The 19,289-nt window shown below is 67.4% G+C and carries 24 protein-coding genes; 21 read left to right on the top strand and 3 right to left on the bottom strand.

The annotated features are described in order from the left end of the window. Positions 1-124 precede the first annotated feature (124 nt). The 11 genes from rpsP to B7495_RS10195 all read left to right on the top strand — a co-directional run bounded on the left by rpsP (position 125) and on the right by B7495_RS10195 (position 7,425). Positions 125-541, top strand: a complete 417-nt coding sequence (rpsP, locus tag B7495_RS10245) for a 30S ribosomal protein S16 (protein WP_088456476.1) — start codon at positions 125-127, stop codon at positions 539-541. A 2-nt stretch (positions 542-543) separates the two neighbouring features. Beyond that, positions 544-780 (top strand): RNA-binding protein, encoded by a 237-nt coding sequence (locus tag B7495_RS10240; RefSeq protein WP_088456475.1) that lies wholly within the window; start codon positions 544-546, stop codon positions 778-780. 21 nt (positions 781-801) lie between these two features. Beyond that, positions 802-1,464: a ribosome maturation factor RimM gene (rimM, locus tag B7495_RS10235; protein ID WP_088456474.1), complete on the top strand. Its 663-nt coding sequence runs from the start codon at positions 802-804 to the stop codon at positions 1,462-1,464. 94 nt (positions 1,465-1,558) lie between these two features. Then, a complete protein-coding gene (locus B7495_RS10230; protein WP_088456473.1) occupies positions 1,559-2,416 on the top strand; it encodes a formate/nitrite transporter family protein in 858 nt (285 codons plus the stop codon). A 10-nt stretch (positions 2,417-2,426) separates the two neighbouring features. Next, positions 2,427-3,209, top strand: a complete 783-nt coding sequence (gene trmD / locus B7495_RS10225; RefSeq protein ID WP_088456472.1) for a tRNA (guanosine(37)-N1)-methyltransferase TrmD — start codon at positions 2,427-2,429, stop codon at positions 3,207-3,209. 10 nt (positions 3,210-3,219) lie between these two features. Further along, entirely contained in the window at positions 3,220-3,777 is a 558-nt protein-coding gene (locus B7495_RS10220; protein ID WP_088456471.1) for an MFS transporter, read from the top strand. A 204-nt stretch (positions 3,778-3,981) separates the two neighbouring features. Continuing rightward, the gene (gene rplS / locus B7495_RS10215) at positions 3,982-4,326 is read left to right on the top strand and encodes a 50S ribosomal protein L19 (RefSeq protein WP_088456470.1); all 345 of its coding nucleotides are present in this window, start codon (positions 3,982-3,984) and stop codon (positions 4,324-4,326) included. Positions 4,327-4,437: 111 nt separating this feature from the next. Then, entirely contained in the window at positions 4,438-5,184 is a 747-nt protein-coding gene (gene lepB / locus B7495_RS10210) for a signal peptidase I (protein ID WP_088456469.1), read from the top strand. A gap of 34 nt (positions 5,185-5,218) precedes the next feature. Beyond that, a complete protein-coding gene (locus B7495_RS10205; protein WP_088458030.1) occupies positions 5,219-5,863 on the top strand; it encodes a ribonuclease HII in 645 nt (214 codons plus the stop codon). A 25-nt stretch (positions 5,864-5,888) separates the two neighbouring features. Next, positions 5,889-6,212, top strand: coding sequence for a DUF2469 family protein (locus B7495_RS10200; RefSeq protein ID WP_066596196.1), 324 nt, complete (start codon positions 5,889-5,891; stop codon positions 6,210-6,212). Between the two features lie 37 nt (positions 6,213-6,249). Next, entirely contained in the window at positions 6,250-7,425 is a 1,176-nt protein-coding gene (locus tag B7495_RS10195) for a dipeptidase (protein WP_088458029.1), read from the top strand. A 20-nt stretch (positions 7,426-7,445) separates the two neighbouring features. On the opposite strand, the gene B7495_RS10190 is transcribed toward B7495_RS10195, so the two are convergent. After that, on the bottom strand, positions 7,446-7,889 hold the full coding sequence (locus B7495_RS10190; protein WP_088456468.1) for a nitroreductase/quinone reductase family protein: 444 nt from the start codon (positions 7,887-7,889) through the stop codon (positions 7,446-7,448). 118 nt (positions 7,890-8,007) lie between these two features. Between B7495_RS10190 and B7495_RS10185 the strand changes: the two genes are divergently transcribed. The 4 genes from B7495_RS10185 (at position 8,008) to dprA (ending at position 11,885) form a co-directional block, all read left to right on the top strand. Further along, positions 8,008-8,532 carry a DUF1269 domain-containing protein gene (locus B7495_RS10185; RefSeq protein ID WP_088456467.1) on the top strand — a complete coding sequence of 175 codons (525 nt, stop codon included), beginning with the start codon at positions 8,008-8,010 and terminating at the stop codon, positions 8,530-8,532. 118 nt (positions 8,533-8,650) lie between these two features. Beyond that, positions 8,651-9,028 (top strand): YraN family protein, encoded by a 378-nt coding sequence (locus B7495_RS10180; RefSeq protein ID WP_370028123.1) that lies wholly within the window; start codon positions 8,651-8,653, stop codon positions 9,026-9,028. Next, the gene (locus B7495_RS10175; RefSeq protein WP_088456466.1) at positions 9,028-10,563 is read left to right on the top strand and encodes a YifB family Mg chelatase-like AAA ATPase; all 1,536 of its coding nucleotides are present in this window, start codon (positions 9,028-9,030) and stop codon (positions 10,561-10,563) included. The genes B7495_RS10180 and B7495_RS10175 overlap by 1 nt, the downstream gene beginning before the upstream one ends. Beyond that, a complete protein-coding gene (gene dprA, locus B7495_RS10170) occupies positions 10,560-11,885 on the top strand; it encodes a DNA-processing protein DprA (RefSeq protein ID WP_088456465.1) in 1,326 nt (441 codons plus the stop codon). The genes B7495_RS10175 and dprA overlap by 4 nt, the downstream gene beginning before the upstream one ends. Positions 11,886-11,988: 103 nt before the next feature. Here the strand turns inward: dprA and B7495_RS10165 are convergent, their stop codons facing one another. Then, complete coding sequence (locus B7495_RS10165; RefSeq protein WP_088456464.1) at positions 11,989-12,642, bottom strand: hypothetical protein; 654 nt, start codon at positions 12,640-12,642, stop codon at positions 11,989-11,991. Positions 12,643-12,920: 278 nt separating this feature from the next. Here B7495_RS10165 and B7495_RS10160 point away from each other — a divergent pair, with 278 nt between their 5' ends. After that, on the top strand, positions 12,921-13,859 hold the full coding sequence (locus B7495_RS10160; protein ID WP_088456463.1) for a phosphodiesterase: 939 nt from the start codon (positions 12,921-12,923) through the stop codon (positions 13,857-13,859). Positions 13,860-13,971: 112 nt separating this feature from the next. Continuing rightward, the gene (locus tag B7495_RS10155) at positions 13,972-14,943 is read left to right on the top strand and encodes a tyrosine recombinase XerC (RefSeq protein WP_088456462.1); all 972 of its coding nucleotides are present in this window, start codon (positions 13,972-13,974) and stop codon (positions 14,941-14,943) included. Between the two features lie 24 nt (positions 14,944-14,967). Here the strand turns inward: B7495_RS10155 and B7495_RS10150 are convergent, their stop codons facing one another. Next, positions 14,968-15,693 (bottom strand): M23 family metallopeptidase, encoded by a 726-nt coding sequence (locus B7495_RS10150; RefSeq protein WP_088456461.1) that lies wholly within the window; start codon positions 15,691-15,693, stop codon positions 14,968-14,970. A gap of 324 nt (positions 15,694-16,017) precedes the next feature. Between B7495_RS10150 and rpsB the strand changes: the two genes are divergently transcribed. The 4 genes from rpsB (at position 16,018) to frr (ending at position 19,277) form a co-directional block, all read left to right on the top strand. Continuing rightward, the gene (gene rpsB, locus B7495_RS10145; RefSeq protein WP_088456460.1) at positions 16,018-16,944 is read left to right on the top strand and encodes a 30S ribosomal protein S2; all 927 of its coding nucleotides are present in this window, start codon (positions 16,018-16,020) and stop codon (positions 16,942-16,944) included. Positions 16,945-16,955: 11 nt separating this feature from the next. Further along, a complete protein-coding gene (tsf, locus tag B7495_RS10140; RefSeq protein WP_088456459.1) occupies positions 16,956-17,783 on the top strand; it encodes a translation elongation factor Ts in 828 nt (275 codons plus the stop codon). A 191-nt stretch (positions 17,784-17,974) separates the two neighbouring features. Continuing rightward, positions 17,975-18,691 (top strand): UMP kinase, encoded by a 717-nt coding sequence (gene pyrH / locus B7495_RS10135; RefSeq protein WP_088456458.1) that lies wholly within the window; start codon positions 17,975-17,977, stop codon positions 18,689-18,691. A gap of 31 nt (positions 18,692-18,722) precedes the next feature. Then, positions 18,723-19,277 carry a ribosome recycling factor gene (gene frr, locus B7495_RS10130; RefSeq protein ID WP_088456457.1) on the top strand — a complete coding sequence of 185 codons (555 nt, stop codon included), beginning with the start codon at positions 18,723-18,725 and terminating at the stop codon, positions 19,275-19,277. The last annotated feature ends 12 nt before the right edge of the window (positions 19,278-19,289 follow it).

Here is a 19,289-nt window from a genome sequence, read left to right as displayed (position 1 = left end):
TAGTCGAGTTCCGTTATGCCCGACCCTCTAATCCGGCGTAACACGAACCTTATTGAGCTTGTGCCGAGTGTGCCCCCACGCTCACGGCTGTCAGTTCGCCAAACATCTAAATCACAGGAGAATTGTGGCTGTCAAAATCCGTCTGAAGCGCATGGGCAAGATCCGTGCACCGTACTACCGCATCGTTGTCGCCGACTCGCGCACCAAGCGCGACGGCCGCGTCATCGAAGAGATCGGCATCTACCACCCCACGCAGGAGCCTTCGGTCATCGAGGTCAAGTCCGAGCGTGCCCAGTACTGGCTCTCCGTCGGCGCCCAGCCGACCGAGCAGGTTGCGGCACTCCTCAAGCTGACCGGCGACTGGGGCATCTTCAAGGGCGACAAGAACGCCGTCTCCACCGTCAAGATGAAGGAGCCGAAGGCTCCCTTCGTCGCCGACGAGAAGAAGAAGCCGGTTCTGAAGCCCAAGGCTGACAAGCCCGCGGCCAAGGCCCCGACCGACGACGTTGCCGTCGAGGCAACCGAAGAGGACAAGGCGTAATTTTGCTCGCTCCCGCGCTTGAGCACCTCGTCAAGGGAATCGTTGATCACCCGGACGACGTGCACGTTGTAGCCCAGAACTCACCCCGTGGTGAGGTGCTCGAGGTTCGTGTGAACCCCGAGGACCTCGGCCGGGTGATCGGCCGCGCCGGTCGCACCGCCAAGGCGCTGCGCACTCTCGTGGCCGCTCTGGCCGATGGCAAGCGCGTTCGGGTCGACGTTGTCGATACCGACAACTGAGCGGGTAGTGACTAGCCCCTCATGAGCGACGACAGCACGACCCCGGCCACCCAACTGCGGGTGGGGCGCCTCACCAAGGCCCATGGCCTCAAGGGCGCCATCAAGCTGGAGCTGTTCACGGACGACCCGGGACGACGTTTCGTCCCGGGCGCCGTGTTCACACTCCAGGTGCCGACCAGCTCACCCTGGCACGGCAAGACCATCGAACTCGTCGAGCTGCGCTGGTACAACCAGCACCCCGTCGGGTTCTTCAAGGGGGTCCCGGACCGCGAAGCCGCCGAGGCCCTGGCCAAGGCGATCCTTTGGATCGACCAGGACTCGGCCGAGCAGACCGACGAAGAAGACGCCTGGTACGACCACCAGCTGGTGGGACTCGCCGTCGTGCGCGACGGCGTGCAGATCGGCACGCTGACGCGCCTCGAGCACCTGCCGGCCCAAGATCTCCTGATCGTGAAGACCGCCAACGGCGAGGTGATGATCCCGTTCGTCAAGGCGATCGTTCCCTCGGTCGACGTCAAGGCCGGCGTCATCACGATCACTCCGCCCCCCGGGCTGCTCGAAGAGCTGCCTGAGGAACCCGACACCGACGACTCGACGCCCGGAGACGCGGCGCCGGCAGCGGATGCGGAACCCGACTCAGACGAACCGGCAGCGACGCCGACTCCTGACGGTCAGGACGCATAGACGCGCCCTGATCCAGTTCACGGGAAGAGGCGCGCCGCGCCACACCTCCTTCACGTTCGTTGACATCGCGGCCGTTGAAGTGGAGTACCGTCGCATGTCCTACGTTAAACCGGATCACCTGATCGATCAGCTCGTTCATTCCGGAGTTGTCAAGACCAACCTCACCGCACGTCAGATGTTCGTGCGCGGCACGCTCTCCGGAGCGATCCTCGGCGCGGCCACGACCCTGGCACTGACCGCGGCGGCCCAGACCGGGCTGCCGATCGTCGGCGCCCTCGTGTTCCCCGTCGGGTTCGTTGTGATCCTGATGCTCGGCCTCGAACTGGTCACCGGCAGCTTTGCGATCATCCCGCTGGCGATCCTCGAGGGCCGCACCACCATCGCCAAGGGCCTGAAGAACTTCGCCGTCGTCATCCCGGCGCATATCTTCGGCGCCGGTCTCTACGCCGTCCTGTACGTGGGTGTCATCACCTACCTCGGGACGGACACCACCGACCCGATGATCCAGGCGATCATCAACATGGCCGAGCACAAGGTGCTGCCGTACGCGACGATCGGTGCCGGCGGCGTCCTGGTCGCCATCATCAAGGCCATGCTGTGCAACTGGATGGTGGCGCTGGGCACCATCATGTTCTACACATCCACCTCGGCCTCCGGCAAGATCCTGGGCATGTGGCTGCCTGTGCTCACCTTCTTCGGCCTCGGCCTCGAGCACGCCGTCGTGAACATGTTCGTCATCCCGGCGGGCATGCTGCTCGGCGCCGACATCAGCTTCGGCGACTGGTGGGGCTGGAACACCGGCCCGGTCCTGATCGGCAACTTCCTGGGCGCCGTGCTCTTCACCGCCCTGCCGCTGTACTTCTCTCACCGCACCAAGGTCAACCGCGCGGCGGCCCTCGAGGCCGAAGACGATGGCGCGAGCGCGCCGGAGCTCACCGTCACCCACTCGTAGAATTGCCCCTATGCGCATCGACATCATCAGTATCTTTCCGGAGTTCTTCGGTGTGCTGGACATCTCCCTTCTCGGCCGCGCCCGCCAGGCCGGCCTGATCGACCTCGCCGTGCACAACCTGCGCGATTTCACCCACGACAGGCACAACACCGTCGACGACACCCCCTACGGCGGCGGCGCCGGCATGGTGATGAAGCCCGAACCCTGGGGTGAAGCGCTGGACAGCATCCTGCCGGCGGTCGAGGACCCGGATGCCGGCGCGCCGGAGGGCGGCGCCGGCCCGGTGCTGATCTTCCCCTCGCCCGCCGGAGAACAGTTCACCCAGGCGATGGCCCGCGAACTCGCCCACGAGCCGCACCTGGTCTTCGGCTGCGGCCGCTACGAGGGCATCGACCAGCGTGTGGTCGACCACTTCGCCGGCCGAGGCCGGGTGCGCCTGGTGAGCCTGGGCGACTACGTGCTCAACGGGGGAGAGGTGGCCGTGATGGCCATGATCGAGGCCATCGGCCGGCTCATCCCCGGCGTGGTGGGCAACCCGGAAAGCCTGGTCGAGGAATCGCACGAGGACGGCCTGCTGGAGTACCCCAGCTACACCAAGCCCGCCAGCTGGCGTGGCCTGGAGGTGCCGCCGGTGCTGCTCAGCGGCAACCACGGCGCCATCGCGGCGTGGCGTCGTCAGCAGCAGATCGAGCGCACCCGGTTGGTGCGCCCCGACCTCCTGCCCGCCGACGACGCGGATGCCGCCCTTCAGCCTCCAGCGAACTCCAAGGCTCGGCGGGCCCCCCGCGGGTAATCTGGGGACTGTGATTCTCCGCAGGGTCTTCTACTACTGGCAGTTCGTAGCCGTCGGCGCGCTTCCGCTCTGGCTGATGGTCGCCGCGTCGATTTTCGGATCCTCGGCCTGGGAGGTTCTCGGCGCCACCTTCGGTGCCATCGCCATCGGTTTCGGCCTCCTCGTCGTGAGCCTGCTCTTCCTGGCCCGCAAGGAGGTGCGTGCGGTCAAGGCGGTGTCCTGGGCGGATGTCGGGGTGCTGGCCCTCTGGCACGTACTGATCGTGCTGATGGGCGTGTTCTCGGTGACGGCGCCGTGGCTGTCCGTGCTGGTGGTCCTGGTCGGTCTCGGCGCCTTCTGGTTCGCGCTCTGGGAACTCTTCGACGCCGCTCGCACCCGAGTGCGCGAAGCCATGGTCTACATCGACGAGACCGCTAGGTTCGGTACCGTCCCGGCCGGGCCGAACCAGTTCCCGCCGATGAACGACCGGTCCGGCGTTCGTGCGGACGGGGCCCGGCAGGATCCGGCGCCCACGACGCCCGCCGACCCGTCGGTGATCATCATCCGGGAGAAGCTGACCGACCCGTAAAAGGTGCCGTCGGCCGAGGGTTTGGCGAGCGGCTGGTTTAGTGGCAGAATTAGCGTTTGTGCCGCGGCATGTCTCTGCCACAGGGGAGCTGCATTCATATCGGCACGCACACACTCAATTGGTCGCCACCAACTCACCTTCGGTGAGAGGGCGGGGCGCCACTGAAACGTCCTCGACCTGTGGCGGGTACAGAGAGCGAACAACATGCATATTCTCGACCAGGTGGACGCAGCATCGCTGCGTTCAGACATCCCGGAGTTCCGGGCCGGCGACACCGTCAAGGTACACGTCAACATCGTTGAAGGCGCGCGCTCGCGTGTCCAGGTCTACCAGGGCGTCGTTATCGGCCGTTCCGGCGAAGGCGTCCGCGAGACGTTCTGCGTCCGTAAGGTCAGCTTCCAGGTCGGCGTCGAGCGTACCTTCCCGGTGCACTCCCCGGTGATCGACCACATTGAGGTCGTCGTCCGCGGTGACGTGCGTCGCGCGAAGCTGTACTACCTGCGCGGTCTCCGTGGCAAGAAAGCCAAGATCAAGGAAAAGCGCGACTAAATAACAGCGCCTATCCCGATTCGCCAGGTCTAAGCCTGAGCGTATTCGCAGCCGCTGGATTTCCCCCTGAGCTCCTCCCCGCTAAACTGGGCGAGGAGCTCAGGCGGTTAAATGACAGACAACACTCTGCCCTCGCGATCGCATCGCCTGGAACCAGATTCGCCGCGCAAAAGGCGCGGCGTTGCGATATTCATTCGCGACCTTCTCATCATCTTCGTGGTGGCACTGCTCATCTCGTTCCTCATCAAGACGTTTCTCGTGCGGTCGTTCTACATCCCGTCGGGGTCGATGGAAAGCACCCTGCTGGTCGACGATCGCATCATCGTCAACCAGCTCGAACCCGCCCTGGTGCCCGTCTCCCGCGGTGACGTCGTCGTCTTCCGCGATCCGGGCGGATGGTTGCCGGCGCAGCCGCCCCTCGAACAGAATCCGATCGTCGCGGCGCTCGACTGGACGATGTCGGTGGTCGGACTGTCCGCACCGGACAGTAACGACCACCTGATCAAACGGATCATCGGTTTGCCCGGAGACCACGTGGTCTGCTGCAACACGCTGGGCCAGATGAGTGTGAACGACATACCGCTCAGCGAACCGTACGCGCAGCTGCCGGCGGGTGAGACGAGCGTGTCCAAGGACGCGTTCGACGTCGTCGTTCCAGAGAATTCGCTGTGGGTCATGGGCGACAACCGCTACGACTCCCTCGACTCCCGCTACCACCCCAACGCTCCGGGCAAGGGGTTCGTGCCGATGGACAACGTTGTCGGCCGCGCCCTCGTGATCAGCTGGCCGCTAGAACGGTGGAGCTGGTTGGACGATTACCCCGAGGTGTTCCGCGGGGTCGAAGAGGCCGACAAGTGACCGTTCCCCAGCCCACGAAGCCCCTCCAGTCATGATGGCTGTCGTCGAGCCGACCCTCGACGTGGAGCTGGCGATGCTCGCTGCCGGCGCCAGCTGTGTGATCGGCTGCGACGAGGTCGGCCGCGGTGCCCTCGCTGGCCCCGTCGCCGTGGGCCTCGCGGTCGTGACGGCCGACGTCGGTGCCTTCCCGGTGGGCTTGCGCGACTCCAAACTCCTGAGCGAGCCCCGCCGTGAGCGGCTGGCCCCCCTGGCCGCGGCGTGGGTGCGTCACAGCGCCGTGGGGTTGGCGTCGCCGCAGGAGGTGGACAGCGTCGGCATCATCGCCGCACTCGGCCTGGCCGGCAAGCGAGCGCTTGCCCAGCTGCACGCCGACGGCGTGGACATCGTCGGCGGAGTCGTGCTGCTGGACGGCAACGACGACTGGCTCAACAAGGCCCTCAGCACCCCGCTGTCCGTCGTGACCCGTATCAAGGCCGACCAGGACTGTGCGTCGGTGTCCGCGGCATCCGTGATCGCGAAGGTGCACCGGGACCAGCTGATGATCGCGGCCGACCTCGCCACCCCCGGCTACGGCTGGACGGGCAACAAGGGCTACGGCAGCGCCCAACACATGACCGCCATCGGTGCGTTGGGGGCCAGCGAACAGCACCGGCTCAGCTGGCTCAAGATTCCGGCTTGAGAACTGCGCGTAAGATTGACTCACCATGGAAGAAGATGAGTTCGAGGACTACGACCGCGAGGTCGAGTTGGCCCTATACCGCGAGTATCGAGACGTTGTGGGGCAGTTCCAGTACGTCGTCGAGACTGAGCGCCGCTTCTACCTCGCCAACGAGGTTGAACTCGTGCGCCGCGACACCGAACACGACTTCTACTTCGAACTGACGATGAAGGATGTCTGGGTCTGGGATGTCTACCGCTCCGACCGTTTTGTGAAGTCGGTGCGAGTGCTGACGTTCAAGGACGTCAACGTGGAGGAACTGGCGTCGAAGGAGTTCGAACTTCCCAAGGAACTCGCGCTCGACGAGTAGCCCCGCCGGCCCGCCGCGCGGCTGCTAGCGTGTGCGGATGACAGCTCGCACCGACTCGTCTAGCGCGGTCCCGTTTGGCACCGCCACGTCCAGCACCGCCCCGTCCAGCAGGGCCCCGTCCAGTGCTGACGCGTCCAGCGCTGACGCCCTGGCCACGGTGGCCGCGGCCCTGGACCTGGCTCCGCTCATTGACGGGCACAACGACTGGGCTTGGGAGTGTCGCGAGAACCGGGACTACTCCGTCGAGGGTCTCGACGGCGCCCTGGCCACTGACACCGATATCGACCGGCTCCGAGCCGGCCGGGTGGGCGGTCAATTCTGGTCGGTGTACGTGGAAGACACCCTCGACGGAGCCGACGCCGTGCAGGGCACCCTGGAGCAGGTGGACTGGGTGTACAGACTCGCCGCCCGGTATCCGCAGACCTTCGTGATCGCCACGAGTGCGGCCGATGTGGAGGCCGCTCGTGCCAGCGGCCGGGTTGCCTCGCTGTTGGGCGCCGAGGGTGCCCACTCGCTCAACGATTCTCCCGCCGTGCTGCGGATGCTGGCCAGGCTCGGCGTGCGCTACCTCACCCTCACTCACGTGCACAACACGAGTTGGGCCGACTCCGGCACCGACGAACCGGTGCACAACGGCCTGAGCCCGCGCGGTGTCGAGTACATCCGGGAACTCAACCGGTTGGGCATGCTCGTTGACCTCTCGCACGTCTCCCCGGCGACTGCGCACGCGGCCCTCGACGTCACGAGCGCCCCGGTGATCTTCAGCCACAGCTCCTGCTCCGCCGTCACGGCCGACCCACGCAACGTGCCTGACGATGTGCTCGCGCGCCTGGCCGACAACGGCGGCGTGCTGATGGTCACCTTTGTGCCGCAGTTCGTCTCGGCGGAGTATGCCGGCTGGTTCGGCGGCGACCGGAGCACGCCCGCACCCCGGGTGACCGTGGCGCAGGTAGCCGATCACGTCGAGTACGCGCGCGACGTCGCCGGCATCCGCCACATCGGGCTAGGCGGGGACTTCGACGGCACCGACGAGTTCCCCGAGGGCCTCGAGGGCGTCGACGGTTACCCGGCGCTGCTGCTCGAGCTCGCCCGGCGAGGCTGGACCGCTGCCGAGCTGGCCGCCCTGGCCGGCGCCAACGTGTTGCGGGTTCTGCGGGCGACGGATGCCGCCTTCGCCGGACACGACGTGGAGCTCACCCGGCTGACCCGCTGACCCTGCGCCCGGATCCCGACTCAGGGGGTGCGCGGCTCGCAGATGACGACGGGAATGTCCCGACGGGTCTTCTGCTGGTAACCGGCGTAGCCCGAATAGGCGCGCACGATCGCCGGCCACAGCGCCGCCTTCTCCGTCGCGGTGGCCGTGCGGGCCCGCATCGGGCGGGTGACCCCGTTCTCGGTGAGTTCCACCTCGGGGTGGGCGACCAGGTTGAGGTACCAGAACGGGTTGCGGTCGTCGCCGCCCTTCGACGCGATCAGCACCACCCGGTTCGGCTCGTGGATCGGGGCGGTGAGCATCGTGGAGCGTCGCTCGCCGGTCTTCCGTCCGAGTGTGTGCAGTTCCACGACGGGCATCGGCCCGATTTTCCAGCCCAGCCGGCCTCGGGAGAGCACCAGCAGCGTGCGGTGTACGGCGTTCATGGCTCGCATCGACAGGTCGGTCAGGCGGTCGGAGATCATGGCATCAGCCTACGGTCGCGCCGGCTGCCCTGCGCGGTTGACACCCGGACGGGGGCTGGGTACCGTCCCCTGCGACAGCGACCCATTTCCGAAATCCCACGTGAAATAAGGAGTTTCCATGTCCGACGAATCCGTCTTCCTCTATCTCGGTGTGTACCCCAACGCGGCAACGGCCGAGTCCGACCTCGAGGTTGTGCGTGAACTGCACTCCACCAAGGTGATCGGAACCTACGACGCCGCCGTCGCCACCAAGGAGGCCGATGGCTCGGTGCAGGTTCACCGCAAGACCAGCAAACATGCCGGCTGGACCGGCGTGGCCGCCGGCGCTGTTGTCGGCCTGTTGTTCCCCCCGGCGATCATCGGCAGCGCCATCGTCGGCGGAGCAGCCGGCAGCGTTGTTGGGCACTTCTGGCGGAGCCTGGACCGTGGTGACATCAAGGAACTCGGCGAGCTGCTCGATTCCGGCGAGGCCGCGCTCATCGTCGTGGGCAAGGACCGGCTCGACGAGGAATTCCGCAAGGCGGGCCTCGTGGCGCAGAAGCACCTCCAGAAGGAGCTGAAGGTCGACGCGAAGGAGCTCGACAAGGAGCTCGCGCAGGCCTCCAGGGAAATGCAGGCGGAGGGGCGCTCCGACACCGTTTAGTCCGGTCGGTTCAATCCGGATCAGCCGAACACCGAGAGCCCGCTCCTCCACAGGGGCGGGCTGCGCTGTGTGTGCACAGGCTCGACACCGCCGTCTCGCGTCCGAGACCGGTCCTCGCATGCTGGTCGCGGAGGTGCTCGTGGCACGCAAAGACGATTTGGGCCGGCGCGGCGAAGACTGCGCCGCGGAGTACCTGGCGCGGGCGGGGTACACGGTGGTGGAGCGCAATTGGCGGTGCGGGCAGGGTGAGATCGACCTGATCGTCGCCAAGGATGGCGACATTGTGTTCGTCGAGGTGAAGACCCGCTCAGGCACCGGATACGGGCATCCGTTCGAGGCCATCACGGTGGCCAAGCTGGCCAGGCTGCGCCGGCTGGCCGGGGCCTGGTGCGCACAATTCGAGCCGAGGGCGCGACACATCCGTTTTGACGCCATCGCGGTGATCGCCCGCCCGGGCCACGCACCGAGTGTCGAACACCTCGAGGGCTTGTTCTGATGGGCCTGGCCCGCACCCACTCCGTCGCACTCATCGGCCTCGCCGGGTCGCTTGTCGAGGTCGAGGCCGACATCTCCAGCCAGTTGCCGGGGATGCGGCTGATCGGGCTTCCGGACGCGGCCCTGGCCGAGGCCGCCGAACGGGTGCGTGCCGCGGCCAAGAACTCCGGCTGTGCGCTGAACGGTCACCGGCTCACCGTGAACCTCTCGCCCGCCGCCCTGCGCAAGCACGGCTCCGGCTTCGACCTCGCCATCGCGGTGGCCTGTCTGGCCGCGGACGGGGTGGTGCCGGCCGCGTCGGTGGGCGCTGTGGTGCACATCGGCGAGCTCGCCCTGGACGGGCGCTTGCGGCCGACGCCCGGCATGCTGCCGGCGGTGATCGCCGCGGCGCGGCTCGGGCACCGCACGGTGATGGTCCCGGCCGGCAACGCCGAGGAGGCGGCCCTGGTGCCGGGGATCCGGGTGGTGGGGGTGTCGTCGCTCCGTGACGCGCTGATCTGGCACGGTGCCAGGTTGGAACCCCAGGAGGTGGAGGTGCTGCGTGCTCCCGTTGAGGACGACCCGGCCGACGAGAGCCTCGACCTGCTCGACGTCGTCGGCAACGACGAGGCCATCCTGGCCCTGCAGGTGGCTGCGGCCGGCGGTCACCATCTCTTCATGCTCGGGCCGCCAGGCGCGGGCAAGACCATGCTCGCGGCCCGTCTGCCGGGGCTGCTGCCCGACCTTGGCCCGGCCGCGTCTCTGGAGGTGAGCTCGCTGCGGTCGCTGAGCGGCCGTCCGGTGGGGCGTTCGTTGATCACCAGGCCCCCGTTGGAGTCGCCACACCACACCATCACGGCGGCCGCGATGGTCGGCGGCGGCAGCGGGCAGATCCGGCCGGGTGCGGCGGCGCGGGCGTCCCACGGGGTGCTCTTCCTGGATGAGGCACCTGAGTTCTCCGGTGCGGTGCTCGACGCTCTCAGACAGCCCCTGGAATCCGGTCGGATCAGCATCCACCGGGCGAACGCCATCGCCCATTTTCCCGCTAGATTCCAGCTGGTGCTGGCCGCGAACCCGTGCCCGTGCGGCCAATACGGCGCCGGCGATCAGGAATGCAGCTGTCCGCCGAACGCGCGGCGCCGTTATCTCGCCCGCATCTCCGGCCCGCTGTTGGACCGCATCGACATCCAACTCACCGTGACCCGGGTGACCGCAGCGCAATTACGCATCTCGGCCGACGGCGGCCGGTTGTCCAGCGCGGTGGCCCGCAGCCGCGTTCTGGCCGCGCGGGAAACCGCGGCAGAGCGGCTGGCCGGAACGCCCTGGACGGTGAACTCGCAGGTGTCAGGACCCTGGCTGCGCAGTTCCGAGAGACGGTTGGGCGCCCCGGTCACGGCGATGCTCGACCGGGCCCTCGAGAGGGGTGGGATCACCATGCGCGGCTACGACCGGATACTCCGGGTGGCGTGGTCTGTCGCGGATTTGACCGGAGTCGCCAGACCCGGGCCAGACGAAGTGGGGCAGGCCCTGTACCTGCGGAAGGGAATGGCGTCATGACACTGTTCGGAATCGACGAGGCGGTGGTGACCTCGCTCACCGCCGGCGTTCGCCCGGCCGCCGCCGCACCCGGTGAGGAGCAGCCGGCGGATGCCCGGCCCGCCGATGCCGAGCTCACTTCTGCGCGGCTCTCCGACCTTGGGGAGGTATTCGCCCGAGCGGCCTGGACCACGATCGCCGAACCGGGGGACGGGGTCGCCGGCGCCGTGGTGGGCCTGCTCGGCGCGGCGGCGGCCCTTCGCTCGGTGGTGGAGGCGTGGCCCCCGGACCGACTGGCCGGCACGCTCACGGACTCCGTCGGCGAGCACGAGGCGAGTGATCCTTCCGGACTCCGCCCGGAGCTGGAGCAGGCACTCGCCCGATGGCGACCACGATTGTCGTCGACCGAGGTGATCCGGTCGCTGCAGCAGGCCCGGCGCACGGGAACGGCACTGCTCCTGCCCAACGACCCGCTCTGGCCCCGCGCTGTCGACGACCTGGGCCGGCACGCCCCGCTCGCCCTGTGGTGGCGGGGTCAACCGGATGCCCTGGCGGCGCTCCGCCACTCCATCGCCCTGGTCGGCGCTCGCGCTGCGACAGGGTACGGAGAACACGTGGCGATGGAGGCGGCGGCGGGATTGGTCGACCGGGGACTCGCTATTGTGTCGGGGGCGGCCTACGGGATCGACGGAATGGCACATCGGTCGGCGCTGGCCAGCAACGGAGCGACCGTCGCTTTTCTGGCCGGGGGAGTTGACCGCTTTTACCCCAGCGGACACGACGCCCTACTCACCCGCATCGTCGAGGCCGGCGCCGTGCTGTCCGAGCTGCCCTGTGGGGCGCCGCCCACCAAATGGCGGTTCCTGCAGCGCAACCGGCTGATTGCCGCTTCGAGTGCGGCCACCGTGGTGCTCGAAGCGGGCTGGCGCTCCGGATCGCTCAATACGGCCGGGCACGCGGCAGCGCTGGGACGCCCGCTCGGCGCTGTTCCCGGCCCGGTCACCTCGCCCACCTCGGCCGGCTGTCACCGCTTACTGCGGGACTACGACGCCATCTGCGTCACCAGCGCCGCCGATATGGCCGAGCTCATCGGCCTGGGCGTGGATTTGGAGCTGGACGTGCCCGGGACGGCCGGCCGGGATGCTGAGGGAACCGTGCCGCGGGAACGCACGAGCGATCAGGTGCGGGTATTCGATGCGCTCAGCGTGCGGGCGCCTCGCGTAGCCGCCGACATTGCCCGGCGCTCCGGACTGTCGACAGTGGCGGTGCTCGGGGCGCTGGGCACCCTCGACCTCGAGGGCTCGGTGCGGGAACGAGCGACCGGCTGGGTCAGGGTCACCTGAGTCGCCGGCCTAACTGTTCCCCGTCCGGACACATGTTCCCGGCACACCGGGCGCACTTGTCCGGAGCGGCAACAGTTGTGCTCCGCGCAGGTCTGGGCCTGGACTACCGGGCTGCAAAGGCCTTCTGGGTGGCGGCGTTGGTGAGCTGGGCGAACTCTTCGGCCTGGACGGGGGACATGGACGGTCCGGTGGTCATCGTCGACACGACCAGGTCACCGTCGGCGACGAAACAGATCGAGCCGGCGAACGCGTTATACCCGAAGGTCATTTTTATCTGGCGGCAGGCCAGGGAATCACCCTCGATGGCGGCCTCGCCGCCTACTAATTCGTCGATCTCTATCAGCGTGTCTCGACCGTTTTCCGTCGTTGCCAGGGGTTCGGTGCAGGAGGCTAGCTCTGCGCTCAAGCCCGCTATGACCTGTTCACCGTCTTCGACAATGAACACCCCGGTACTCAGGGTCTGATCGAGTGTCTCCCGCGTGAAGGTGTGTCCGTTGAGGTTGTCGGCTTCGTCAATGGACAAGGCACTCGCGAAGTCCAGTGCACACAGGTCCCGTGTTGACTTGTCGGTGGAGACTTCCGCATCCTCTGAGTCGGTGCTGCTGGACGGCTCCAGGCTCCAGCCACCGGACGGCAGGTCCGCGACGGTGAGGGCGAGGGGCGCGAGATCGTCCGCCTCGGGGCCGGCCTCCGCGGCTGGCGCCTCACTGGTGTCCGGTACCGCGAGGGTTTCGTCAGCCTGAGAACAGCCCGTCACGAGAGAGAGTGTGAGCGCAACCAGAACACAGGCATAGCGTTTCGAAACCAACAGGACCCCCAAGAACAGTGTGAACAGATGGCACCATCTAACCGTGCCGCACTGCGCCGGCCCCGCAGGCGTCGGGAGTCGGCGCGCCGATATCCGAGGTGACAGCCGGTGTCGCAGTACCCGGGATCTCCTCGGAGTCGTTGTCGGCGCTACGCCCTAGGGTGTTCCTGACGGCGCGTCACACCGAGGGCGTCGATTCAGTCCGTCGGATCAGCGAGGGGTAGCTCATGACCGGAACAGACACTGTACAAATGGGCCAGTACCGGCCGGCCTCCCACCTCATCGTGCACCTCAGCGACACTCACTTCCTCGGCACGGGCGCGGACGGATCCGGGCGGTTGCTGTACGACGCCGTCGACACCGACAGCACAGTGCATCGCGCGATGGCGCAGCTGGAAGCCTCCGGCCTGGCCATCGACGCCCTCGTCTTCACCGGAGACATCGCCGACCGAGGCGAGGCGGATGCGTACCGCCGGGTGCGCGACATCGTCGAGGCGTCCGCAGAGCGGATGGGCGCTGCACTGGTCTGGGTGATGGGCAACCACGATGAACGGGCGGCGTTCCGCACCGAACTCCTGCGTGTCGAGGCCCACGACGGGCCCGTCGACAGGGTCGTCGACGTCAACGGACTGAGAGTGATCTCCTTGGACACCAGCGTGCCCGGGTACCACCACGGCGAGGTCACCGCCGACCAACTCGCCTGGCTGCGCGACGTGCTCAGCGAACCCGCCGAACACGGTTCCCTGCTCGCCCTGCACCACCCACCGGTACCCACGGCCCTGCCGCTGATGACCATCCTGGAACTGCGCGACCAGACGGCGCTGGCCGAGGTGTTGGTGGGAAGCGATGTACGCGCGATCCTCGGCGGTCACCTGCACCACGCCACCACGGGACTGTTCGCCGGGATCCCGGTGTCCGTCGCCGCGGCCACCTGCTACACGATCGACGCGGCAGCCCCGCCACGCCAGCTCACCGGTGTCGGCGGTGGCCAGTCGATCAACCTTGTGCACGTCTATGCCGACCAGGTGGTGCACTCGAATGTTCCCCTGGGCGCGTTCGACGTGGTCACCCGTTTCGGTCCGGCCTACCTCGACCGGATGGAGGCGCTCAGCCCGACAGACCGGCTGGCGGCGTTCTCCCGACACGTCGCACAGCCGGCCGGGTAGCCGAGACCGGGGGAGGATCACCGTGAGTGGGCGCCGTGCGGGAGAGCGGGCGAATGACGGCGATTCCCGCGTCGGTGCCGGCATCCCGCCCGGCGCGCGAGATGCTGGAGGCATGCATCTCGACCCGGCGATCGACGGCTTCGCCCGCTATCTCGCGACCGAACGCGGTTTCTCCGTGAACACGGTGCGCGCGTATTGCGCCGACCTGGCAGGGTTGGCCACCTTCGCCGAAGATCGGGCGGTGGACACCGTCGACGGCCTGACCCTGGAACTCCTGCGCGACTGGCTGTGGACGGGAACGCAGGCCGGACTGGCGCGGGCCACCATCGCCCGGCGCTCCGCCTCGGCGCGCGGGTTCACCGCCTGGCTCACCCGGGACGGCGTGCTGCCCAGCGACCCCGCCGTGCGGCTGCGTTCGCCGAAACCTGGCCGCACCCTGCCGCGGGTGATCAATCGCAGCCAGATGCAGGAACTGCTCGACCGCCTCGAGGCCGCCGCGGGCGCCGACGACCCGGGAGCCGTGCGTGACCTGGCCATCATCGAACTGCTCTATGCGTCCGGCCTGCGGGTCTCCGAACTCGTCGGACTCGATGTGGGGGACGTCGACCTGTCCCGCCTGACGGTGCGCGTCACCGGCAAGGGCGACAAGGAACGCGTTGTGCCGTTCGGCGTGCCGGCGCAGAGCGCCATCGTGCGGTACCTGCGGGCGGCACGTCCGGTGCTGGCCGCCGCGGTTCCGGCCGAGACGACGCGGTCAGAGGCGACGGGGGGCACGATGGCCGTTCGGCGGGCCGCCGGGGCCGACCCGTCCGCCCTGTTCCTCGGCAGCCACCGGCAGCGCCTCGGGGTGCGCGCCGTGTACCGCCTGGTCGCGGCCCTGCTTGAGTCGATGCCCGGCACCGGTCCGGCAGGTCCGCACGCCCTGCGCCATACGGCGGCCACGCACCTGCTCGACGGTGGAGCCGACCTGCGCGCGGTGCAGGAGATGCTCGGCCATGCCAGCCTCGGCACGACCCAGATTTACACCCACGTTTCGGCGGAGAGACTGCAGCAGAGCTACCGGCTCGCGCACCCCCGCGCCTGACGCCACTCCGTGAGAGTGCGGGCGTCAGCGGGCCGGGATCGGCACCGGGCCGGTCGGCGGGAGTGGCAGCAGTATCGCGCGCGCCAGCCCGCCGAGAAAGAGCATCGGCGAAATGTACTGACCGTGCCGGCGCACCCCGAAGTGCACACAGCGCGCGGTGCAGTGCGAACCCGTCGCCACGACGCCCACGACCTGCCCGGCCAGCACCCGATCACCCTCGCTCACCGTGGCCGTGACCGGCTCGAAGCTGGACACCAGGTCCTCACCGTGCTGGATTGACAGAACGGGCCGGTCCACGACCGTGCCCGCGAAGGTGACCACCCCGTCGGCGGGGGAGCGAACCGGGTGGCCTTCACCGGCCACGAGGTCGATACCGCGGTGCCCGGCCGCATACCGGCTGGTCGGCGCCTCGAAGGGACGCGCCAGCTCCCGTGGTGGTCCGACGGGCCAGGCCCATCCGGCCGGCGCCGCCTGTCCGGGCAGGGCAGCACCGAGTGTCGCCGACACGGGAACCCCAACTGATGCCGCGGCACTGTGCTCCGCAACGACAGGCACCGGCGCAGAGGCCAACGCCGGCGCCGGCGAGCCGGACAGGCTTGGTGCGCCGGTGAGTAGTGCGGCCGCGATGGCACAGACCGGCAGCGCCGCGAGACGGAACGGAGCCTGCGCCGGGCGCCGGCGAGACCGGAACCTGTGCAGGGGAGAACGGGTGGAGGCGAGGCGTTTGTCGGGGCGTCCTGTCGCTGTCATGGCTCCACCATCGGACGACGGCGAGGTCGGGAGGCGCGCCGCGGGCCCGGCTGTGCCAAACGTGTGAAAGAACCGGCTGTGGAGGAGTGGCTGCGGGGGAGCGCGTTGGTGCGCGGCCGGGGTCGGCCGGGTGCTAGAGTTCTCTGAGCAGCGCTTTGTGCGCTGACTACGCGTGCCCATTCGGCCAACACATCCACTCGGTCCTGACTTTTCACGAAGTCGGGCGGTTGTGCGCCGGGCACCAGGAGTAGTGATCATCCGATCACGACACAAACCGATGGGCGTTTTCTGCTGTGCAGAAACGTCGGATAAGGAGTACGGCTCATGGCCGTCGTAACCATTCGCCAGCTGCTCGACAGCGGCGTGCACTTCGGGCACCAGACCCGCCGTTGGAACCCGAAGATGAAACGCTTCATCTTCACCGAGCGTTCCGGCATCTACATCATCGACCTGCAGCAGTCGCTCGGGTTCGTTGACAAGGCCTATGACTTCGTCAAGGAGACCGTCGCCCACGGCGGCACCATCCTCTTCGTCGGCACCAAGAAGCAGGCGCAGGAATCGATTTCGGAGCAGGCGACGCGAGTCGGCCAGCCCTACGTCAACCAGCGCTGGCTCGGTGGCCTTCTCACCAACTTCCAGACCGTTTCCAAGCGTCTGGCCCGCATGAAAGAGCTCGAAGAGCTCGACTTCGAGGACACCGCCAAGAGCGGCTTCACGAAGAAGGAAATGCTCATCAAGAAGCGCGAGCTCGTCAAGCTGCACAAGAGCCTCGGCGGAATCCGCAACCTGACCAAGACGCCGTCCGCGCTCTGGGTTGTCGACACCAACAAGGAGCACCTCGCCATCGACGAGGCGCGCAAGCTCGGCATCCCCGTCATCGCGATCCTCGACACCAACTGCGACCCCGACGACGTTCAGTACCCGATCCCGGGTAACGACGACGCCATCCGCTCCGTTGGCCTGCTCACCCGCATCATCGCCGACGCCGCGGCCGAGGGCCTCATCCAGCGTCACCAGAAGCCGGAAGAGGGCGCCGAAGTTGAGCCCCTCGCCGCGTGGGAAGCCGAGCTGCTCGCAGCTCCGGCCGAGACCACGCCCGAGCAGTCCTCCGCTGACACCGAGAAGGTCGCCGACGAAACCGTCGCCACCGAGCAGGTTGCAGAAGAGGCACCCGCAGCAGCAGAGCCCGCAGCGGCCGAAGCCGCAACCGAAGAGGTTGCAGCCGACGCTCCCGTAGCCGACACCAAGTAAGGACAACAGGTATGGCAAACTTCAACCTCGAATCCGTCAAGATCCTGCGCGAGCGCCTCGGCACCGGCATGGTCGACACCAAGAACGCACTCGTCGAAGCCGATGGCGACATCGAGCGCGCGGTTGAGATCCTGCGTCTCAAGGGTGCAAAGGGCAACGCAAAGCGCGCCGACCGTTCCACCTCTGAGGGCCTCGTGGCCGCCAAGGTGATCGGAAACACCGCTTACCTGCTCGAGCTCGCCTGCGAGACCGACTTCGTCGCCAAGGGCGAGAAGTTCGGCGCTCTTTCCGAGAAGGTTCTGGACGCGGTTTCCGCTGCCGGCGCCACCAACGTCCCCGAGGCGCTTGCCGCTCCGGCGGATGGCCAGACCGTCGGAGACCTCATCAACGGCGAAGCCGCGATCATCGGTGAGAAGTTCGAACTTCGCCGCGTCGCAGCCGTCACCGGTGACAACTTCGAGATCTACCTGCACAAGACCAGCAAGGACCTGCCCCCGCAGGTCGGTGTTGTTCTCGGCTACACCGGTGAGGATGCCGCAACCGCGCGCAGCATCGCCCAGCACATCTCGTTCGCGAACCCGGAATACCTGGCTCGCGAAGACGTCCCCGCAGAAGCCGTCGAGGCCGAGCGTCGCATCGTCACCGAGATCTCCGAGAACGAGGGCAAGCCGGCCGCCGCGCTGCCCAAGATCGTTGAAGGCCGCGTCAACGCGTACTTCAAGCAGGTCGCACTTCTCGAGCAGGACTATGCCAAGGACAACAAGCTGTCCGTGGCGAAGGTGCTCGCTGACGCGGGTCTGACCGTCACCGGCTTCGCCCGGTTCAAGGTCGGCGCGTAACCAGCTCCGCCGCAACCGGCACAGCAGTAACCAGTAAGGCAGCATGAGACAGAAGGAGATCGGATCGCCTCGGCAATCCGGTCTCCTTCTTCTCTGCCCGGCTCCAGGTGGGCCGCAGCAGGGGTATAGCCCACCGGTGCTCAACCGGTAGTTTTAGAATCACGATCCACAACGGAAGGACGCTCACGGGCATGTCAGATACAGGTACCAAGCGCAGAGTCCTCCTCAAACTGTCGGGCGAAGCATTCGGGGCCGGAAGCCTCGGTGTCAACCCCGACGTCATCAGCAGCCTGGCCCGGGAAATCGCCGAGGCCGCCAAGAGCGTCGAGATCGCGATCGTCGTCGGCGGCGGCAACTTCTTCCGCGGCGCCGAACTCTCCCAGCGCGGCATGGACCGAGGCCGCGCCGACTACATGGGCATGCTGGGCACCGTCATGAACGCCCTCGCCCTGCAGGACTTCCTGGAACAGGCCGGAGCGGAGACCCGCGTGCAATCCGCCATCGCTATGACCCAGGTCGCCGAGCCGTACATCCCGCGACGCGCCGAGCGTCACTTGGAAAAGGGCCGCGTCGTCATCTTCGGCGCCGGCGCCGGACTGCCCTACTTCTCCACGGACACCGTGGCCGCGCAGCGTGCCCTTGAAATCGGTGCCGAGGTCGTCCTGGTCGCCAAGAACGGCGTCGACGGTGTCTACTCAGACGACCCGCGCACCAACCCCGACGCACACAAGATCCACAGCATCACCTACCAGGATGCGCTCCAGCGCGGCCTCAAGGTCGTCGACTCGACGGCCTTCAGCCTGTGCATGGACAACAGCATGCCCATGCGGGTGTTCGGGATGGCTCCGCACGGCAACGTGACGGCCGCCATTCTCGGCGCCGAACTGGGAACCCTCGTCTCCAACTAGGATTATTGAAGCCACCGAAGAAGGAGTCACCGTGATTACGGATGTCCTGACCGACACCACCCAGCGCATGGATAAGGCCGTCGAGGCCGCGAAGGAAGACTTCGCCACCGTGCGTACGGGGCGAGCAAACCCGCAGATGTTCCAGAAGATCCTGGTCGACTACTACGGCACCCCGACGCCCCTGGGGCAGCTTGCCTCGCTGCAGAACCAGGAAGCTCGCACGCTCCTGATCACCCCGTACGACAAGAGCGCCCTGCGCGACATCGAGAACGCCATTCGGGACACCCCGAACCTCGGCGCCAACCTCGGCAACGACGGTATCGTCATTCGGGCTTCGCTGCCCGAACTGACGAACGACCGCCGCAAGGAGTACGTCAAAATCGTCAAGACCAAGGGTGAGGATGCCAAGGTCTCCGTTCGCAACCTGCGCCGCAAGGCCAAGGACGAACTCGACGCGCTCAAGAGCGAGGTCGGCGACGATGACGTGGCCCGCGGAGAGAAGGAGCTCGAGCAGATCACGAAGACTCACATCGACGCGATCGACGACGCCCTCAAGCGCAAGGAAGCCGAACTCCTCGCTATCTAGCGGAGGCTAAGC

It is taken from the genome of Cryobacterium sp. LW097 (genome assembly GCF_002205495.2).
Classification (GTDB): domain Bacteria; phylum Actinomycetota; class Actinomycetes; order Actinomycetales; family Microbacteriaceae; genus Cryobacterium; species Cryobacterium zongtaii.
This window is presented reverse-complemented; position numbering and strand designations above follow the sequence as displayed.

What these genes read in the sequence shown, in the direction of transcription:
- B7495_RS10175 (WP_088456466.1), top strand. Translation starts at nt 9,028, where the DNA reads ATGGGCCTGGCCCGCACCCACTCCGTCGCACTCATCGGCCTCGCCGGG.
- B7495_RS10200 (WP_066596196.1), top strand. Translation starts at nt 5,889, where the DNA reads ATGGAAGAAGATGAGTTCGAGGACTACGACCGCGAGGTCGAGTTGGCC.
- lepB (WP_088456469.1), top strand. Translation starts at nt 4,438, where the DNA reads ATGACAGACAACACTCTGCCCTCGCGATCGCATCGCCTGGAACCAGAT.
- pyrH (WP_088456458.1), top strand. Translation starts at nt 17,975, where the DNA reads ATGTCAGATACAGGTACCAAGCGCAGAGTCCTCCTCAAACTGTCGGGC.
- B7495_RS10155 (WP_088456462.1), top strand. Translation starts at nt 13,972, where the DNA reads ATGCATCTCGACCCGGCGATCGACGGCTTCGCCCGCTATCTCGCGACC.
- trmD (WP_088456472.1), top strand. Translation starts at nt 2,427, where the DNA reads ATGCGCATCGACATCATCAGTATCTTTCCGGAGTTCTTCGGTGTGCTG.
- B7495_RS10160 (WP_088456463.1), top strand. Translation starts at nt 12,921, where the DNA reads ATGACCGGAACAGACACTGTACAAATGGGCCAGTACCGGCCGGCCTCC.
- B7495_RS10230 (WP_088456473.1), top strand. Translation starts at nt 1,559, where the DNA reads ATGTCCTACGTTAAACCGGATCACCTGATCGATCAGCTCGTTCATTCC.
- B7495_RS10205 (WP_088458030.1), top strand. Translation starts at nt 5,219, where the DNA reads ATGGCTGTCGTCGAGCCGACCCTCGACGTGGAGCTGGCGATGCTCGCT.
- rpsB (WP_088456460.1), top strand. Translation starts at nt 16,018, where the DNA reads ATGGCCGTCGTAACCATTCGCCAGCTGCTCGACAGCGGCGTGCACTTC.
- B7495_RS10150 (WP_088456461.1), bottom strand. Translation starts at nt 15,693, where the DNA reads ATGACAGCGACAGGACGCCCCGACAAACGCCTCGCCTCCACCCGTTCT.
- B7495_RS10185 (WP_088456467.1), top strand. Translation starts at nt 8,008, where the DNA reads ATGTCCGACGAATCCGTCTTCCTCTATCTCGGTGTGTACCCCAACGCG.
- B7495_RS10195 (WP_088458029.1), top strand. Translation starts at nt 6,250, where the DNA reads ATGACAGCTCGCACCGACTCGTCTAGCGCGGTCCCGTTTGGCACCGCC.
- B7495_RS10190 (WP_088456468.1), bottom strand. Translation starts at nt 7,889, where the DNA reads ATGATCTCCGACCGCCTGACCGACCTGTCGATGCGAGCCATGAACGCC.
- rimM (WP_088456474.1), top strand. Translation starts at nt 802, where the DNA reads ATGAGCGACGACAGCACGACCCCGGCCACCCAACTGCGGGTGGGGCGC.
- rplS (WP_088456470.1), top strand. Translation starts at nt 3,982, where the DNA reads ATGCATATTCTCGACCAGGTGGACGCAGCATCGCTGCGTTCAGACATC.
- tsf (WP_088456459.1), top strand. Translation starts at nt 16,956, where the DNA reads ATGGCAAACTTCAACCTCGAATCCGTCAAGATCCTGCGCGAGCGCCTC.
- B7495_RS10180 (WP_370028123.1), top strand. Translation starts at nt 8,651, where the DNA reads ATGCTGGTCGCGGAGGTGCTCGTGGCACGCAAAGACGATTTGGGCCGG.
- dprA (WP_088456465.1), top strand. Translation starts at nt 10,560, where the DNA reads ATGACACTGTTCGGAATCGACGAGGCGGTGGTGACCTCGCTCACCGCC.